The organism is Streptomyces sp. NPDC046985 (genome assembly GCF_040644415.1).
Taxonomy (GTDB): domain Bacteria; phylum Actinomycetota; class Actinomycetes; order Streptomycetales; family Streptomycetaceae; genus Streptomyces.
Genome location: NZ_JBEYWK010000006.1, coordinates 216,007 through 233,665, shown reverse-complemented (window position 1 = coordinate 233,665; position 17,659 = coordinate 216,007). Strand labels below are relative to the sequence as shown.

The 17,659-nt window shown below is 75.5% G+C and carries 14 protein-coding genes; 8 read left to right on the top strand and 6 right to left on the bottom strand.

Annotated features, from left to right (window positions below):
• Positions 1–529 precede the first annotated feature (529 nt).
• Positions 530–1,486 carry an alpha/beta hydrolase gene (locus ABZ861_RS10255; protein ID WP_361626746.1) on the top strand — a complete coding sequence of 319 codons (957 nt, stop codon included), beginning with the start codon at positions 530–532 and terminating at the stop codon, positions 1,484–1,486.
• A 328-nt stretch (positions 1,487–1,814) separates the two neighbouring features.
• Here the strand turns inward: ABZ861_RS10255 and ABZ861_RS10250 are convergent, their stop codons facing one another.
• Positions 1,815–3,383, bottom strand: a complete 1,569-nt coding sequence (locus ABZ861_RS10250) for a transporter (protein ID WP_361627040.1) — start codon at positions 3,381–3,383, stop codon at positions 1,815–1,817.
• 152 nt (positions 3,384–3,535) lie between these two features.
• Entirely contained in the window at positions 3,536–4,330 is a 795-nt protein-coding gene (locus ABZ861_RS10245) for an ABC transporter ATP-binding protein (RefSeq protein ID WP_361627037.1), read from the bottom strand.
• A gap of 385 nt (positions 4,331–4,715) precedes the next feature.
• On the opposite strand from ABZ861_RS10245, the gene ABZ861_RS10240 reads away from it, so the two are divergent.
• The gene (locus tag ABZ861_RS10240) at positions 4,716–6,101 is read left to right on the top strand and encodes a transcriptional regulator (RefSeq protein ID WP_361626744.1); all 1,386 of its coding nucleotides are present in this window, start codon (positions 4,716–4,718) and stop codon (positions 6,099–6,101) included.
• 154 nt (positions 6,102–6,255) lie between these two features.
• Positions 6,256–7,863, top strand: a complete 1,608-nt coding sequence (locus ABZ861_RS10235) for a hypothetical protein (RefSeq protein ID WP_361626741.1) — start codon at positions 6,256–6,258, stop codon at positions 7,861–7,863.
• 410 nt (positions 7,864–8,273) lie between these two features.
• Here the strand turns inward: ABZ861_RS10235 and ABZ861_RS10230 are convergent, their stop codons facing one another.
• Entirely contained in the window at positions 8,274–9,596 is a 1,323-nt protein-coding gene (locus tag ABZ861_RS10230; RefSeq protein WP_361626738.1) for an ABC transporter substrate-binding protein, read from the bottom strand.
• Between the two features lie 117 nt (positions 9,597–9,713).
• Between ABZ861_RS10230 and ABZ861_RS10225 the strand changes: the two genes are divergently transcribed.
• Both ABZ861_RS10225 and purU read left to right on the top strand, forming a co-directional pair.
• Entirely contained in the window at positions 9,714–10,214 is a 501-nt protein-coding gene (locus tag ABZ861_RS10225; RefSeq protein ID WP_361626735.1) for a hypothetical protein, read from the top strand.
• 178 nt (positions 10,215–10,392) lie between these two features.
• A complete protein-coding gene (gene purU / locus ABZ861_RS10220) occupies positions 10,393–11,280 on the top strand; it encodes a formyltetrahydrofolate deformylase (protein WP_361626732.1) in 888 nt (295 codons plus the stop codon).
• Between the two features lie 63 nt (positions 11,281–11,343).
• Here purU and ABZ861_RS10215 read toward each other — a convergent pair whose 3' ends face one another.
• Together ABZ861_RS10215 and ABZ861_RS10210 are read right to left on the bottom strand one after the other, a co-directional pair.
• Complete coding sequence (locus ABZ861_RS10215; protein ID WP_361626729.1) at positions 11,344–12,828, bottom strand: maleylpyruvate isomerase N-terminal domain-containing protein; 1,485 nt, start codon at positions 12,826–12,828, stop codon at positions 11,344–11,346.
• Positions 12,825–13,412 (bottom strand): sigma-70 family RNA polymerase sigma factor, encoded by a 588-nt coding sequence (locus ABZ861_RS10210; RefSeq protein ID WP_361626726.1) that lies wholly within the window; start codon positions 13,410–13,412, stop codon positions 12,825–12,827. The genes ABZ861_RS10215 and ABZ861_RS10210 overlap by 4 nt, the downstream gene beginning before the upstream one ends.
• Before the next feature lie 456 nt (positions 13,413–13,868).
• Between ABZ861_RS10210 and ABZ861_RS10205 the strand changes: the two genes are divergently transcribed.
• From ABZ861_RS10205 to ABZ861_RS10195, 3 genes are all read left to right on the top strand, one after another.
• Positions 13,869–14,306: an STAS domain-containing protein gene (locus ABZ861_RS10205; RefSeq protein WP_361626723.1), complete on the top strand. Its 438-nt coding sequence runs from the start codon at positions 13,869–13,871 to the stop codon at positions 14,304–14,306.
• 71 nt (positions 14,307–14,377) lie between these two features.
• Entirely contained in the window at positions 14,378–14,893 is a 516-nt protein-coding gene (locus ABZ861_RS10200) for an EF-hand domain-containing protein (RefSeq protein WP_361626720.1), read from the top strand.
• 477 nt (positions 14,894–15,370) lie between these two features.
• Positions 15,371–15,898, top strand: a complete 528-nt coding sequence (locus tag ABZ861_RS10195) for an ATP-binding protein (protein WP_361627034.1) — start codon at positions 15,371–15,373, stop codon at positions 15,896–15,898.
• 686 nt (positions 15,899–16,584) lie between these two features.
• On the opposite strand, the gene ABZ861_RS10190 is transcribed toward ABZ861_RS10195, so the two are convergent.
• Positions 16,585–17,592: a helix-turn-helix domain-containing protein gene (locus tag ABZ861_RS10190; protein WP_361626717.1), complete on the bottom strand. Its 1,008-nt coding sequence runs from the start codon at positions 17,590–17,592 to the stop codon at positions 16,585–16,587.
• Positions 17,593–17,659: the final 67 nt, after the last annotated feature.

The following is a 17,659-nucleotide window of genomic DNA, read 5'->3' as shown; positions in this document are numbered from 1 at the left end:
CCGGTGCGCGGCCCGGAGTGCGCGCGGTCCGGAGGGCTGGCGTGATTTACGAGTGCAGCGCGTCGGAGCGCAGCGCCCGCGCCGTTCGCGTGGGAGGCTGTCACCAGAGGCATATGACTCGAAGGAGTGGGGAGGATGTGCCGCAGACATGGGGAAGGCCCCGGCGCCGTACGACGCCGGGGCCATTCCTCCCCTGTCACGACCCGGAGCCCCGAGCTCCCAGGGTCGTCCCCTATCGGACCCCTTTTCCCCGAGTGGTCCGCCTCCCGTTGAAGATCTCCCCGTGGCGGCGGCGATCATGCCTCACAGGGGGTCACTCGAACGAGGGGTGTTCGCGCGGAAACGGGCTCTTTCGAATGAGTATTCGATAGCCTGAGAGAGGGTCATGCGTGACCCGGACGCCGCCCTACGTGCACCATGGCGTGCGACGGCGTATACACGGCAACGGACAAGCGGAACGCGGTACACAGAGCCGGCCGCCCCGACCCGCGCCAGCGGGCGGGACGGATCCAGGGGGGTGCCAGGACCAGTGGTTCGACGCATCGACGTGACCGGGGCGGGCGGTGTGCGGCTCGCCGCCTGGGAGTTCGCCGAGCCTCCGCGGGACCGGCCGTTCATCCCGGCCCAGGCGGGATCCCGTCGGCGCCGGGCGTCGCCCGAGCCGCCCGAGCCGCCAGAACCGGAAGCCGAGCACGCCCGCGCGGCGGACCCCGCGTCCCGGCCCGGCGTGCTCCTGCTGCACGGGCTCATGGGCCGGGCCTCGCACTGGGCCGGCACCGCCCGCTGGCTCTCCGGCCGGCACCGGGCCGTCGCCCTCGACCAGCGCGGTCACGGCCAGAGCGACAAGCCCCCGCGAACGGCCCACACCCGTGACGCCTACGTGGAGGACGCCGGGGCCGCCCTGGAACAGCTCGGACTCGGCCCCGCCGTGCTCGTCGGCCACGCGATGGGCGCCCTGACCGCCTGGCAGCTCGCCGCGGAGCGCCCCGACCTGGTGCGCGGCGTGGTCATCTGCGACATGCGGGCCTCCGCGCTCGGCGCGGCCTCCCAGCGCGAGTGGGAGGACTGGTTCGCGGCCTGGCCCACGCCCTTCGCCACCCTCGCCGACGCGCGCAAGTGGTTCGGCGAGGACGACCCCTGGGTGGAGCGCCCCAACCCGGCCCGCGGCGCCTTCTACGCCGAGATCATGCACGAGTGCGCGGACGGCTGGCGCCCCGTCTTCGACCCTGAGCAGATGCTCGTCGCCCGCGAGAGCTGGGTCTACGACGCCCACTGGGACGAGCTGGCCCAGGTCCGCTGCCCCACCCTTGTCGTCCGCGGCCTCGACGGCGAACTGGGCCGCGCCGAGGCGCAGGAGATGGTGCGCGTCCTGCCGCACGGCCGGTACGCGGAGGTCCCCGACGCCGGTCACCTCGTCCACTACGACCAGCCGGACGCCTGGCGCGCGGCCGTCGAGCCCTTCCTGAAGGAGGTCCTGACGCCGTGAGCGCCCCTCAGCCGCTGAGCCGTACCCGGTCGGCCCGGCGCCGCGTAGCCGTGAGCGACCCTCAGCCGCTGACGTGAGCCGTAGCCGGTCGGCCCGGCGCCGCGTCGCCGTGAGCGGCCCTCAGCCGCTTACGTGAGCCCTACCCAGCCGCCCGGCGCCGCGTAGAGCCGTCCCCGGCCGCCCGCGCGCGTAGAGCGTTCCCTGCCGCCCGCGCCGCGTCAGAGCCGAGCCCCCGGCCCCCGCGAACGCCGCCGGCCGCCAGCGAGCGCCCCGCCAGGCGCCCACGGGCGCCCCGCCCGCCCCGGCGGGGTCGGGGCGCCCGCCGCGTTCATCCCCTGCTCACCGAGGCCAGGATCTCCGGGAGGCGGGCCGCTGTGCGCGGGGCGGCCAGGCGGAGGCCCAGGAGGGTGAGCCCGGCGCCGTACGCCGCGCCCACCGGGAGGACCAGGCCGCTCCAGTGGCCGCCGCTCGCGCTGACGTGGGTCCAGACGGCCAGCGCGATGACGGGGGCCGACAGCAGGGCCGAGGAGACCATGCCGCCGACGATGGCGACGCAGGCGAGCCCGGCCTGACCGGGGGCCACGTTCTTGTGGCCCTCCTGCGGGACGGAGTACGGGAAGCGAGCCGAGGTCCACGCGCCCGTCGCGAGCATGGCGCCGAGCAGGGCGAAGGACAGTCCCAGCACCTCGGGCAGCCGGGACCAGTCGCCGAGCAGGCCGGTCGTCAGCGCGGTGACCAGCACGGCGTAGGGCACGGTCACCAGCAGCAGGGCCAGGGCCCGGCCGCGCAGTTCGAGATAGGCGTCGCGCGGGGTGGAGACGGCGAGCGCCACCATCCAGAACGCCGACGTGTCCTGCCCGAACTGGTTGTACATCTGGACGCCGAGCATCCCGGCGGCGAAGCAGGCGAAGTAGGGCGTCCCGGTGCCCTGGAGCGCGTTGAACACCGGCACGATCAGGCCGATGGCCAGCGAGGTCACCCAGGCCGCCTTGGTCTTGGGGTCCCGCCAGACGTAGCGCAGGCTGCGCTCCATCACGGCGCCGGTGCGGCCGGAGGGCAGCAGCCGGGCCAGGCCGGCGGTGCGGGACCGGCCGCCCGCGGCGGTCTCGGCGGGCTGGATCGTGGAGGCGTCCGGGGCGGTCATCAGCCGGTCCAGGCTGCGCGCCCACGCCGCCAGCAGGGCGGCCAGCGCGGCCGCGGTCACCGCGAGTCTGGCCGCGGCCGTGCCGTACGCCCCCGCGCTCGCCGCGTCCACCGCGCCCACCGCCGAGGCCGGCGGCGCCCAGCTCAGCACGTCCGCCACCGGGGCCAGTCGCTCCAGCCCCGCCGAACCGAGCTGCCTCATGCCGAAGTCGACCAGTTGCGTGCCGACCGCGACGACCAGTCCGCTGAGCACCGCCAGGTCGCGGCCCTTGCGGCTGGACAGCAGCCGGACGTTGGCGGCGGCCACGGCGCGCGCGAGGGCCGTGCACACCAGCAGCACCAGCGCTGCCGCGACGACCCCGACGGCGTACGCCACGGCCCCGTGCGCCACCGCGATCACGCAACCCGCCGCGATCAGCGCCGTGAACAGCGGCCCGACGCCGATCAGCGAGGCCGCGAGCAGCGCCCGGACGAGCGGTCGCGGGCGCAGCGGCAGCATCGCCAGGCGGGTCGGGTCCAGCGTCTCGTCGCCGCTGGGGAAGAACAGCGGCATCACCGCCCAGCCCACGGCGAGCACGGCCACCACGGGCACGGCCGCCGAGGCGATGTGCGCGTGACCGCGCAGCGCGACCAGTCCCGCCAGTTGCAGCACGGCGAACAGCAGCGCCAGGACGGCCGAGACGACGTACGCGGCGCGGCGGCCGCCGGACCGCCGCAGCCCGTTGCGCAGCAGCGACAGCTTCAGCCGCATCATGACGCGGGTCACCGACTCGGCGGGCGCGCCGGGAGCGGCGGGCACACCGGGCGCGGCGGCGCCGAGCGGGGTGGCGCCGAGCGGGGCGGCGGGGGAGAGGCGCGCGCCGGGAGCGGGCGAGCCGCCCCGGGCGGGGGCGCCGGCGGCGTCGCTCATCGGGCGCCGCCGCCCAGCCAGTCCAGGTCGGCGCCCGCGTGCCGGTCCTGCGCGCCGACCAGTTCGAGGAACGCCTGCTGAAGGCTCGGGGCGTCGCCGCGCACCTCGGCGAGGGGGCCGTGGGCGCGGATGCGGCCCGCGACCATGACCGCCACCCAGTCGCACAGCGACTCCACCAGCTCCATCACGTGCGAGGAGAAGACGACGGTCGCCCCGGAGGCGGTGTAGCGCTCCAGGACGCCCCGGATGGTCTGCGCGGACACCGGGTCGACGCCCTCGAACGGCTCGTCCAGGAACAGCACTTCGGGGTTGTGCAGCAGGGCGGCGGCCAGACCGGTCTTCTTGCGCATGCCCGTCGAGTAGTCCACGACGAGCTTGTGCTGGGCCCCGGCCAGGTCCAGGACGTCCAGCAGTTGCGTGGCCCGCCGGTCCGTCTCGGCCGCGGGCAGCCCGCGCAACCGCCCGGCGTACGACAGCAGTTCACGTCCGGTCAGCCGCTCGAAGAGCCGAAGTCCCTCCGGCAGCACCCCGATCCGCGCCTTCACCGCCACCGGGTCCCGCCACACGTCGTGGCCGCCCACCTCGACGGTCCCCTGGTCGGGCCGCAGCAGCCCGGTCGCCATGGACAGCGTGGTGGTCTTCCCGGCCCCGTTGGGCCCCACGAGTCCGATGAACCGGCCCGCGGGCACGTCCAGATCGACCCCGGCCACGGCGACCTGCTGACCGAACCGCTTCCACAGCCCCTGCACGCGTAGAGCGCTGGTACTCACGTCCGCTGCTCCCTCCGTCAGAGACGAACCCTACGGCGGGACGCCACGCCGAGGGGCGGGGGAGGGGGCGGGGAAACCACGGGCCCGGCTGCCCGCTCCCGGACGTACGGTCCCGGCTGCCCGCTTCCGGGCGTACGGTCCCGGCGGCAACGTCACGGCCGTCGCGCGCGGGAGGGGAGCACTGGACCTCCGCCCGGGGCGCACGGGTGCATCGGCGGGGGCGCGCGGGCGGATCGCCGCCGGTCGCCGGGTAGTCCTGTACGCGGGGGCATCCACTGTTACCCCGGCAATCCGCGCATGTCCCGCATTGTCAGCATGTCCGTTGGGCATCGATCTTCACGTCAACCCGGTGCGTGGGCAGGCGCGGCAGCCGCACGCGAGCCGCCAGGAAGCAGGGGGTCACCACATGGCCGCACGGCCTCTCGTCGCGCGGCAGCCGAACGAACGGCTGCAAGCGCTCATCCAGGAAGCGGGCTGCTCGAACGCCGGACTGGCCCGGCGGGTCAACATGTGCGGCGCCGAGCACGGCCTGGACCTGCGCTACGACAAGACGTCCGTCGCGCGCTGGCTGCGCGGACAGCAGCCGCGCGGACGGGCCCCGGCCGTCATCGCCGAGGCGCTGGGCCGCAAGCTGGGCCGCACGGTCACCATCGACGAGATCGGCATGGCCGACGGCAAGAACCTCGCCTCGGGGGTGGGCCTCCAGTTCTCGCCGACGGTCCTGGGGGCCATCGAGCAGGTCTGCGAGCTGTGGCGCAGCGACGTGGGACGGCGCGACTTCCTGTCCGGCTCCGCCGTGGCGTCCTCCGCGCTGGTCGAGCCCAGCCGCGACTGGCTGATCACCGCGCCGGACGGCCAGGTGGCGCGCTCCGCCGGACCGCGGGTCGGCCAGTCCGACGTGTCAGCCGTGCGGTCCATGACGCAGGCCCTGGTGGAGCTGGACCACACCTACGGCAGCGGGCACGTGCGCCCGGTGGTCGTGCACTACCTCAACAGCGTGGTCTCCGGGCTGCTGGCCGGGGCCTACCGGGAGGCGGTGGGCCGCGACCTGTTCGCCGCCGTCGCCCGACTGACCGAGCTGGCGGGGTACATGGCCGTGGACACCGGGCAACCGGGTCTGGCCCAGCGGTACTACATCCAGGCGCTGCGGCTCGCCCAGGCGGCCGGCGACCGCGGTTACGGCGGCTACGTGCTCGCCGCCTCCATGAGCCACCTCGCCGCCCAGCTCGGCAACCCGCGCGAGATCTCGCAGTTGGCCCGCGCCGCGCAGGAGGGGGCCCGGGGGCGGGTGACGCCGCGCGCCGAGGCGATGTTCCACGCGGCGGAGGCCCGCGGGCACGCGCTCCTGGGCGACGCGCGCGCGGCCCGGCTGGCGGCGGGGCGGGCGGAGGGCGCCCTGGAGGCGGCCGAGCCGCAGTCCGGGGACGACCCGCCGTGGATCGCACACTTCGACGAGGCGTATCTCGCCGACGAGTTGGCGCACTGCTACCGGGACCTGGGGCAGCCGGAGGCGGCGGAGCGGCAGGCGCGGGCGGCGCTGGCCGGGCATCCGGCGTCGCGGACCCGGCGCCGGGCGATCGGCTATGTGCTGCTCGCCACGGCGCAGGCGCAGCAGCGGGAGGTCGAACAGGCCTGCGCCACCGGCCTGAAGGCCGTCGAACTGCTCCAGACGCTGCGGTCCGACCGGGGCGCGGAGTATCTGGAGGACTTCCAGCAGCGGCTGGAACCGTACCGGGAGGAGTCGGCGGTCAGGGAGTTCGGGGCGCGGCTGGAGGTGCGGGCCGCGGCCTGACGCGCGCGGAGGTCCTATACAGCGCATCCGGCGCGGGTTCTGTTACCGCCGGCCCAGGGAAGGGGGCCGCGCCCCCCGCTGCGTGGCACCGGACTCCGGGGACCCGGTAGCGTGAGCCGACGATTCCGAAGGTCCCCCATACGTAGGAGTCCCGGTGACGCAGAGCGGACAGGGCGAGGAGCCCTCGGCGCGGCCCGCGCGCGAAGGCATCGTGCTGCCCTCCGACGGTGGGCAGCCCCTGCTGCCGGGCACGGCGGGAGGGCAGGGCGGTCCCGCGCCCGTGCCGCCCGCCGGACAGCCCCCGGCCCCGGCCGAAGGCCGGGCCTGGGGCCAGCCGTGGGGACCGGACGGCCGCCAGGCGTCGCCCGCCTCGCCCGGACAGGGCTGGGGCGCCCCGTCCGAGCAGTCCTGGGACCCCGGCGCCCAGCAGCACCAGCCGCCGCAGTCCTCCTGGGACGGTTACGGCGCCGCCCAGTCCGCGCCTCCGGGCGCCCTGCCGCCGGAGGGCGCCCCGGCCCCGCAGCAGGCCGCCCCCAACCCGTACGCCATGGGCGGCTACGGCGCCCCGCTGCCCCCGGCGGCCTCGGACGGCCACGGCTACGGCGCCCCGTCCGGACACGGGCCCGCGTACGGCGCTCCGGCGGCCTCCTCCGGCTACGGCGGCCCGGCGGACGAGGGCGCCACGCAGTACCTGCCGCCCGTGCCCGCCGCCCCGGCGGACGAGGGCGCGACGCAGTACATACCGCCGGTGACCTCCGGGACGGCGCCGCCCGAGGCGTCCGGCGACCCGGGGACCCACTACCTGGGCCACTTCCCGCAGGGCGGCCACGGCCCGCTGCCGTCCGGCGGCGACCCGGACGCCGAGGCCACCCGGTACATCCCGCCCATGGACGCCGCGGCCCCGTACGGCGCGGCGGCCGCCGGGGAGCGGCAGCCGCCCGCGGAGTTCGACAACCTCTTCCGCAGCGACGCCGACGCCGCCTCCTCCACCCGGCAGTTCCCGCCCGTCCAGCAGCCGCACGGCGCCGGTCCGGGCTGGCCGGGCACGCCGGGACCCGGCGTGCCGGGACCGGGCGGTCCGGGCGGCGGCGCCTTCGACGGCCGGGGCGACGACGGCGACGGCGGCCGGGGGCGCGGCGGCTCGCGCGTGCCGCTGATCGCGGCCGTCGGCGTGGGGATCATCGCGCTCGGCGTGGGCGCCGGGGCCCTGCTCAGCGGCGGCGGCGACAGCGACGACACCGGCAAGAAGGCCAGCGTCTCGGCCACCGCGCCCACCGCCGGCTCCTCCGCCTCCCCGGGCGGCGACGCGGCCCGTGCGCAGGCCGTCGAGCTGGACAAGCTGCTGGCCGACAGCGGCGGCAGCCGCACCTCGGTGATCAACGCGGTGGCGAACGTCAAGAAGTGCGCCGACCTCGGCAAGGCGGGCGACGACCTGCGCGCGGCGGGCGGCAAGCGCGGCGAGCTGGTGACCCGGCTGGGCGGGCTGGCCGTGGACAAGCTCCCCGCCCACGCCGAGCTGACCGCCGCGCTCACCAGCGCGTGGAAGGCGTCGGAGTCGGCTGACCGGCACTACGCGGCCTGGGCCGACCAGACCGGCGCCGCGAAGGGCTGCCACAAGGGCCACGCCCGTGTCACCGGCGAGGTCCAGCAGGGCAACCGCCAGAGCGGCGTCGCCAGCGCGCAGAAGGCCAAGGCGGCCCAGCTCTGGAACACCATCGCCCGCACATACGGCCTCACCGAGCGCCAGCCGACCCAGCTCTAGTGGCTGCGGCCGGAGGGGTCCGCCGGACGCGTCGCGCGCCGGTGGACCTTTCCGGCGGCGGCACTGGCTAGCCGCCGCCCAGCCTCACCCAGCCCAGCCCAGCCCAGCCCAGCCCAGCCCGGGTCTGGGGGCGCCCTGCCGAGACCAGGTCGGCAGCCTCCCGTCGCTCACCCGCCCGCGGCCCGCTCACCCGCCCGCGGCCCGCCCGCCCGAAAGCGGGGCGACGCGGCGCGAGCGGCTGCGGCGCGTCGTGTGCGGGGCAGCCGAGTGCGCCCCCAGCCCGCCGGGCGGGACGCCGCATGGCGGGCGGGCGCACGGCGATCCCGGCGCCCGGCGCGGGGCGCGGGGCGCTGCTCCGGCCCCGGAACCGCCGTGCGCGCTCCGGGAGCGACGACCCCCGGAGCGGGGCTTTAGTCGATGGTCGCGTTCTGGAGCGTCCTCGTCACGTCGAGGACGTCCTTCGGCGCGGCGATCAGCCGGCCCTGGCGGACCATCTGGAGGGTCACCTCGGCGTTGACCAGCCGGGCGAACCCGGCGCTGGTGAAGGGGCCCGAGGGGCGCCACTGCAACGGCGGCGTCAGACCGCCGGTGTCCACCCGCAGCCCGTCGTCGAGGGTGCGCCGCACGCTGTCGGCGGTCACGTCACCCGAGCCGATCTTCTCCAGGGCGGCCCGCAGGACGGTGTAGGCGATCCAGGTCGTCTGCACTCCGGGGTCGGCGGGGTCGACGCGGTTGTCGCCGAACGCCTCCTTGTTGATCACCTTCTTCATCGGCTCCCAGCGCGGATCGCTGGCCACCGGGTACCAGCCGGTGACGTACGACCCCTCGTAGGGTCCCGACGCGCCGCCGCTGGCGTCGACCACCGTCTGGTCGACGCTGTCGAGCACGGCGTCGGTGCGCACCGGCGGATAGCTCTCCCGGCTGCGGCGGAAGGAGTCCATGAAGGTGCTGGTGCGCTCGCCCAGGGCAGGGATCACGCACCCCTTCTTTCCCGGCGCCGCCGTGGCCTGCCGCAGCGCGCGGTCCGCGGGGGCGGAGTACTCGGTGGCGTCCTCGGCGGCCATCTCGTCGTGGGCGCGGCTGTGGCCGCCCGCCTGGAGACCGGCGTCGAGCAGTCCGGGCAGCTCGTCGCCCGCGATGCTGTCGGGGCGGACGAGCGAGACGGGGCCGCAGTGGGAGGCCAGCTCCTTGCCGAGGCCGACCAGCAGCGCGGGCTGACCGCCGTTGACGGGGTAGGACTGGGCGCGGGTGAACTCGGTCGTGGTCACGCCGTAGCCGCCGATGTACGGGATGCCCGCGCCCTCCAGCGGCGGGAAGAAGGAGTCGCTGAACTGGCTGTAGGAGCCGACGACGGCGACCACGCCCTCCTTGACCGCGCGCCGGGCGCAGTCCCCGGCGGCCACGCTGTCGTTCGCCTCGTTGCAGGTCAGGACGTTGAGCTTGCGGCCGGCTATGCCGCCGTTGGCGTTGATCCAGCGGGCGTAGGCGCGGGCCAGGGCGGGCATCCCCGGCTTGTTCGTCGTCTTGGTGCCGTCCGGCGCCCACGTCATGACGGTCACCGTGTCGCTCCCGGAGCCCCCGGTGACGCCGGGGACGGCACTGCACCCGGCGGTGAGCGAGGCGCCGGCCGCCAGCGCGCCGGCGGCCAGCAGCGCTCTGCGCCGCCGGGCGGAGCGGCGGGGGGCGGTGGGGACACTGACGTCGATGGTGCGTGTGCGTCGCCTGCCGGTCATGCACACGCACGATTCCCGCACATGGCTAACCGATGAGTGACCCGCACCCAACGAAGAGTGACGCGCGGGTGAACAACGGGGGGCGTCCGACGCGCCGACGAAGGGAACGTACGATCGATGACCGTGCAAGCTTCGGAGAACTCTTCCCGTCGTGGCCGTCGCTCCTCCACCATGGACGGCATGCCACTCAACGACATGCCGTGGTGGCGCTGGCGCAGCAACGTGCGCTCCGCGCTGCACATGCTTTCCGACCCGGCGTTCCAGCGGGACGTGTGGCTGGCGGGGGTCGAAGGGTACGGCGACGTCACCGACGCCGTCTACCGCCTGGTGGAGGACACCTGGCTGGATAGCTGGTCCGCCGAGAAGTACGTCGGCACGATCTTCCGCGACTCGCAGGAGGCGGCCCTCGTCGACACGGCCGTGCTGCGGGTGCTGCGGATCATGCACCAGGTCGGGCCGGACGCCCCGGTGGCCGCGTACCTCGACCACCACGGCTGGCCGGAGGCGGTGCGGGCGGCCCGCGACGCGCACGTGCGGATGGCGGCGAGCGACGGCGACGACCCGGAGGTCCAGCCGCGCAGCCTGGAGGTGCTGCGGATCATGACCCGCGCCGCGTAGCAGGAGCGCCCGCGCCGCATATACACAGGAGCGCCCGCGCCGCATATACAGGGGAGGACCGCACCGCGTGGCAGGGAGGACCGCTGCCGGGCCCGGCCGGCCGACGTGGGGTGAACCGCCCGTTCCGCCCCGCGGGCGCGCCGTCGTGGGAGGCGCGGTGTGTGGGACTCTGTCCTGCATGAGCGAGCAGTCCCCGCGAGCCGCGGCGGCCGAGCCGGCCGACCAGTACCTCCTGACCTTGTCCTGCCCGGACAAAAAGGGCATCGTGCACGCCGTGTCGAGTTTTCTGTTCATGACCGGATGCAACATCGTGGACAGCCAGCAGTTCGGTGACCAGGACACGGGACTGTTCTTCATGCGCGTCCACTTCTCCGCCGAGGCCCCGGCGACCGTGGAGAAGCTGCGCGCCAGCTTCGCGGCGATCGGCGACTCCTTCGGGATGGACTGGCAGATCCACCGGGCCGAGGACCGGATGCGGATCGTGCTGATGGTCAGCAAGTTCGGGCACTGCCTGAACGACCTGCTCTTCCGGGCCCGGATCGGCGCGCTGCCCGTGGAGATCGCGGCGGTGGTGTCCAATCACACCGATTTCGCCGAGCTGGTGGGCTCCTATGACATCCCCTTCCATCACATCCCGGTGACCCGCGACACCAGGTCCGCGGCCGAGGCGCGGTTGCTGGAGCTGGTCCGCGAGGAGAACGTCGAACTGGTCGTCCTCGCCCGCTATATGCAGGTCCTCTCCGACGACCTGTGCAAGCAGCTCAGCGGCCGGATCATCAACATCCACCACTCCTTCCTGCCGAGCTTCAAGGGCGCCAAGCCGTACCACCAGGCGCACGCCCGGGGCGTGAAGCTGATCGGCGCGACGGCCCACTACGTGACCGCCGACCTGGACGAAGGCCCGATCATCGAACAGGGGGTCGAGCGGGTCGGCCACGACGTCACTCCCGACCAACTGGTCGCCGTCGGCCGGGACGTGGAGTGCCAGGCGCTGGCCCGTGCGGTGAAGTGGCACGCGGAGCACCGCATCCTGCTCAACGGCCGCCGCACGGTGGTCTTCGCCTAGCCGACCGCCCGACCGCCCGACCGCCCGACCGACGGGTGCGAGGCGCCCGGTGGGCCGGGTGGGCTACATCCGGCTCAGCGACGCCGCCGCGTACAGCACGTCCCGGATCGCCTCCCGGTCGCCGTCCTGGCCCGCCGCCGCCTCGCGCGGGGCGAGGCGCCCGGCCGCGATCCGGCAGAACTCCACGCCGTCCAGCGCCACATGGGCCACCTGGTGCGCGGCGGAGTCCTGCGCTCCGGGCGCGTCCAGCGGAATCAGCCATTCGCCGCGGGCCGGTCCCTCGATCTCCAGCCGCAGGCTGCGCCCGGAACGCCTCGCGGCCGCCGGGCGCAGGTCGCGAGCGGGCGCGGCGAGCCCGGCCTCGCGCTGTGCGGCCAGCGCGACCGGCAGCATACGGGCCGCGAGGTCGATCATCCTGCGCAGATGGCGCGGGGCGGGCGGCCCGTAGGGGTAGTCCACCGCCTCCGCGATGTCCTCCGCGTGCGTCCAGCACTCGAAGGCCCGGTCGAGCAGCGAGTCCGGCAGCGGCAGCGCGAACGCGCCGTAGGAGACGACGGGCGGCGGGCCGGCGCAGGCCGCCCGGGACGCCGCCCGGACCAGCGCGTGCGTCTGCTGCCGCCAGGCCGACCGGACCGAACCGGCCGCCGAGGTCCGCCGGGCCCGCCAGTACGCCTCGGTACGCGCCGCCGGGGTCGGCCCGGCGGCCCCGCCGAGCGGGTCGTCGAGGCCCAGCGCGACCGCGACCAGCCCGTCGACGCTCGTGAGATGCCCGATGACTCCGGCGACGGTGGTACGGCGGCTCGCCGTCCCCGCGCCGTCGAACCACCGCAGCCGCACCGGCGCGTCCCACTCGGCGTCCCCCATGTCCTGGAGCAGCGCGTCCAGCCGGGCGGTCTCGGCGTCGTAGGGGGCCGCCCACTCGGGCACCGGGGAGCGCGCCGGCCGCCGCGCCAGGCAGGTCTCCAGGACCCGGCGGCGCAGGGCCGGGTCGAGGTCGAGGGGCTCGGACCGGTGCAGCAGGCCGACCGCGTGCCGCAGCCGCAGCGCCTCCTCCGCGCAGTCGCCGCACCCGCCGAGGTGCGCCTCGACGACCTGCGCCTCACGAGCGGAGCAGGCGGCCAGCGCCCAGGCGCCGAGGAACGACTTGAGGACGCGGTGTTCGCCGGAGGCCGCCGCCCCGGCCCTCGCGGACGCCGCCGCTCCGGCGGACGCGGAAGACACGGCGGGAACGGCGGGAACGGCGGGAACGGCGGGTTCGGCGGGCAGCGCCGACGGCTGTGGCTGTGGCTGTGGCTGTGGTTGTTGCTGTGGTTGCTGTTGCCGCGCGGGCCGCGTGCGGTCGCCGTCGCCGACGGCGGTCCGGAGCACGGCGCCGCACGTCTGCCGGCCGCTCTCACCCCGCCGTCCGGTGCGTTCGGTGCGTTCGGGCCGCCGAGCGGGGCCGCCGCGTCCCGCGAGCCCGAGCCGGTCCTTGCACCCGCCGCCGTCCGCGGCGCGGTCGCCTGCGGCGCGGTCGCCGTCGTCCGCGGGCGGTCCTGTTCCGCTCATGCCGCTCCGTCCTGCTCCGGGGGTGACCCGAACGCCGCGGTCTCGTGGGCGGTGGCCAGCATCTGAAGTCCGAGGCGGAGCCGGCGGCGGGCCTCGTCCTCGGTGACGCCGAGGCGGGCGGCGGTCTGCCGGCAGTCCTGGCGCTGGAAGTAGGCCAGCTCCAGCGCCGCGCGCAGCGGCGCGGGCATCGAGTGGACGATGTAGTCGGCGCGTGCGGCCACCGAGGCGCGGCGCACCCTGCTCTCCAGGTCCTCCCGCAGCTCCGGGGAGTCCTCCTGGCGGGCGAGGGCCGCGGTCTCGGTGGCGCGCAGCCGCCGCACCGCGAGGACGTGGGCGAGTCCGGCGACCCACGAGCGAAGGGACTCGCGGTCGGAGCGGTAGCTCCCCGGGTGCTGCCAGGCGCAGGCGAAGACCTCGCGGGTCACGTCGTCCGCGGCCTGCTCGTCGTCGAGCACGCGGTGGGCGAGGCCGTGCACGAGCGAGGCGAACCGGTCGTACAACTCGCCGAGGGCGGCCGCCTCTCCGCGGGCGAGCCGCCGCTGCATGTCCCGGTCCCAGCGCGGCTGTGCGTTCCTGTTCGCCATGCGGCCCCTCCCCACCCGGCCGTGCTGCCGCCTCCGCCTCGTCCCGCCTGACGCGGCGTCCGAAGAACGGCACCCGCGTCCGGTGGCCGAAACCGGCGCCCGTCTCCGGTGTACGGATCCAGCGTCCCCGACTGAATCCTCTCGCATGCAGTCGGCGCGTACGACCCCGCACGCCCCTTTACCGCAATATGCGCCCCCCAGGGACCCGCAGGTGGTAGAGGACGGCGCCTCGGAACGCGCCTACCCACTTCTCCGCCCGCCGACTCCGCGCGCACGGGAGACGGTGCCCGGGGAGACGGGGGACGGTGACCGAAACACGTCTGTCGGTGACCGGGGCCGGTTTGCCGTGCGGGGTTTGCGGGAACGGCGGCGTGGGCAGCGGCGCGGAAAGAGAAGCGTGGGAACTGCTTCCGTTTCCGAGCGGTTCCGGGAAGATCCGGCGAGCGGAGGGCAGCCGTGGCGTTCGAAGTGACCGGTTATGAGACCGGCGGTGAGAAGGGCGCGGAAGGCGGGAAGGGCGGCGGAGGGCCGAGCGGCCGGCGCGGCGAGCAGGACGCGTGGAGCGTGCTCCGGGTCTCGGGCGAGCTGGATCTCGTGACCTCGCCGGTGCTGCGCCAGCGGGTGCACGACGTGGTGGCCGAGGGACGGCACGATCTCGTGCTGGACCTCTCCGACGTCTTCTTCTGCGACTCCAGCGGCGTCGGCGTCCTCATCGCCGTGCGCCGCCTGATCCGCTCCTGCCAGGGGCGACTGCGCCTGATCCTGCCGGCCGGCGGGGCGGTCGACGGCTCGCACGTCAACCGGGTGCTCGGCGCCCTCGGCGTGCGCCGCCTCTTCGACGTCTACCCCGACGTCACGGCGGCGTTGGACGACGACGAGCCGCTGTCCGCGTGACCCGCGCCCGCCGTGCGTCGCACGGTCACGGCGCCAGACGCTCCCCCCACCTCGAAGCCGCCGGAGAGAAGATGTTCAGCAGCGAGTACGAGCGCAGGATCGCGGCCCGGTTCGCCGCCTTCGACCAGGACGGCAACGGCGCCATCGACCGCGAGGACTTCAGCGTCGCGGCCAAGGCGCTGCTCGCCGAGTTCGGCGTTCCCGCGCGCTCCGACCGGGGCCAGGCCCTCTACGCGGGCGCGGAGGCGTTCTGGCAGGGCATGGCGGGGATCGCCGACCGCGACGGCGACCAGCGCATCAGCCGCGAGGAGTTCGTCACCGGCGCGGTCAAGCGGCTGCGCGACAACCCCGACCGGTTCGCCGAGATCGCCCGCCCCTTCCTGCACGCCGCCCTGGCCGTCGCGGGCGCCGACGGCGACGCGGTGGCCGCCACGGTCGACGACGCCGTGCGCGTGCTCAGGGTGCTCGGCGTGCCGCAGGACGTCGCGCGGACCGCCGTCGCCGCGCTCGACGCCGACGGCGACGGGCGGGTGAGCGAACGGGAGGTCGTGCCCGCCGTCGCGCGGTACTTCACCGTGTCCGAGTAGCGGCGGCGCCGTCGCCCGGGGCGCCCGCAGGCCGGTTGCGGAGCGTAGTCGGCGAGTCGTTACGGCGACGGGGCCCGTCACGTACCGGAGTCGCCGTCTCGCTCCGGTACCTTGTGCAGGGTGCGAGAGGCTCCGAGCGCCGGCTGTCCCGGCGCCGCCCCTGCGGTGGCCCGGAAACAGGCGGTGCGCGTCACGCCTTGTGAGGTCGGGCGGCCTCCGCTGCCCGCCTGCGCTACGCCCTGCGGCGAGCGTCGCACAGTATGCCGCACGAGTAGTCCTTCGCGGGGGAATATGCCCGAAGCGCTTGTTGTGGTGACGGTACGTCAACCATGCTGGACGGCAAGGAAGTCACAGTCCGTGATCCTTGCTCTGGCCGTTGTTCTGGTCCTGCAGAAAATGGCTGCGATCGTGGCCCTCGTGCGGCGCGGGGCCATGGGGCCGCCGGTTCGGATGGTGTGAGCGGTGCAGGTGCTACAAGTGCAGCTAGAGATCCGGCCCGACCCCGCTGAGGTGGCCAGGGCCCGCAGATGGGCGCGTGCGCGGCTCGCGGTGTCGGCGGTGGCCGCCGACGAGTCGCTCTCGGAGACTCTCGTGCTGCTCGTCTCGGAGTTGGTCACCAACGCGGTGGTGCACACCGGCAGACCGGCCGTGCTGAGACTCTCGCTGCCCGGCTCGGCGGCCGACGAGGCCGTGGTGCGTCTGGAGGTGGCGGACGCCAGCGCCCGCGCTCCCGTGCCGCGTTGCGCGGGCGACGAGGCCACGGGCGGCCGCGGTCTGGCCCTCGTCGACGGCCTCGCCGACCGCTGGGGCTGGAGCACCGAGGGCGGTGGCAAGAGCATCTGGTGCGAACTGGACCGCTGCGCGTCGAAGCCGCCCTCGGCGGCGACGCCCGCGGCCTGCGGCGGCCACGCCCCGGCGGGCGACGGGACGCCCTGCGGCGCCGGGCGCGAGGGCGCCGCGCACGCGGGTCCCGCCTACGACGGGCTGGCCTACGAGGCGGTGTAGCCGCGGCGTTGCGCATGCGCGGCCCTGCGGGCGGCGCACGGCGTCCTCGGCGTCCTCGGCTTCGTTCTCGTCGGCCTGTTCCGCGGGCACGGCGCCTGGGCGGGGCCGTGCGCCGGGGGTGCTCCCGTGCGCGTCCGATGCGATCCCGGCATAACGGGTGAATCAACTATGCGGTGTTGACGGATCGTGTGCTTGTGATCACGCTGGTGGGCAGCGACGCGCCGTGAGGGGACGGCGAGGACCCGCTCGCCGGAGCCCTCGCCGAGCGCGGGTCGCGAGGCCGGCGAGGGCCGTTCCCGGCTGGGACGAGGGGGGCGGGACCGGCGCGCCGGAACTGTATGGCGCCGCGCGGCGCCCTGCCCGTGGCGGGCAGGGCGCCGCGCGGTCGCTGCCGGCCGTCGGTGCCCTGCGGCTGTCGCCCTTCAGCCGCCGCCCTTCAGCCCTCGTCGCTGCTGGCCGCCGCCGCCCTTCACCCGTCGTCGCTGCTGAGCTGCCGCCGCCCTGCGGCTGTTGCCCTGCGGTCCCGCCGCTGCTCGGCCGCCGCCGTCCTCCGGCCGCCGCTGCTCGGCCTTCGCCGCCGCCGCCCGGCCTTCGCCGTCGTGCGGCCCGGGGGCCGGGGGCGGGCGACCCGGCCGCCCCGTACGCGGGCGCGCGCTGCGCGCGGCGGACTTCGGTCCCGTGTGCGTTCAGGCGTCCGCGGTCGTCGCTCGGAACGTGCGCCGGTAGGCCGTGGGCGTCACTCCGAGGGACGACTGGAGGTGCTGCCGCATCGACTGCGCGGTGCCGAACCCCGCGTCGCGCGCCACCTGGTCGACCGACAGGTCCGTGGACTCCAGCAGATGGCGGGCCCGTTCCACGCGCTGCCCGGTCAGCCACTGCCCCGGGCTGACGCCGACCTCCTCGCGGAAGCGCCGGGTGAACGTCCGCACCGACATGGCCTCCCGCTCGGCCATGTCCCGCAACTGGATCGGCTCGTGCAGCCGCCCCAGCGCCCAGGCGCGCGCCGCGGTGGTGGTCGCCACCTGCGGGTCGGGCACCGGACGCTGGATGAACTGCGCCTGCCCGCCGTCGCGGTGGGGCGGCACGACGGTGCGGCGGGCTATGTCGTTGGCGACCGCGGCGCCGTGGTCGCGGCGCACCATGTGCAGGCACAGGTCGATCCCGGCCGCGACCCCCGCCGACGTCAGCACGTCGCCGTCGTCGATGAACAGCACGTCCGCGTCCACGTCGATCCGCGGGAACATCCGCTGGAAGCGCTCGGCGTCGGACCAGTGCGTGGTGGCGGGGCGGCCGTCCAGGTACCCGGCGGCGGCCAGCACGTAGACGCCGGTGCAGATCGAGGCGAGCCGGGCGCCGGGCCGGATGTGCGCGAGGGCGGCGGCCAGCTCCTCGGTCAGCCGGCCCTCCTCGAAGACCGGGCCCCGTTCGTAGGAGGCGGGGACGATCACGGTGTCGGCGCCGGCCAGCGCCTCGGGGCCGTGCGCGACCGTGATCGCGAAGTCGGCGTCCGTCCGCACCGGGCCCGGCGCCCGGACCGCGCAGGTGACGACCTCGTACAGCGGCCGTCCCAGGGCGTCCTTGGGGCGGCCGAAGATCCGGTGCGGGATGCCCAGTTCGAAGGGGAGCAGCCCGTCCAGGGCGAGGACGACGACGCGGTGCGGGCGGAAGGCGGTCGGGTCGGTGGCCGGGTCCATGGCCCGATCCTAGCGAACACTGTCTTCCGGGCCACTCGTTGGCCGTCGCCGCACGGCGCAGGCTCTA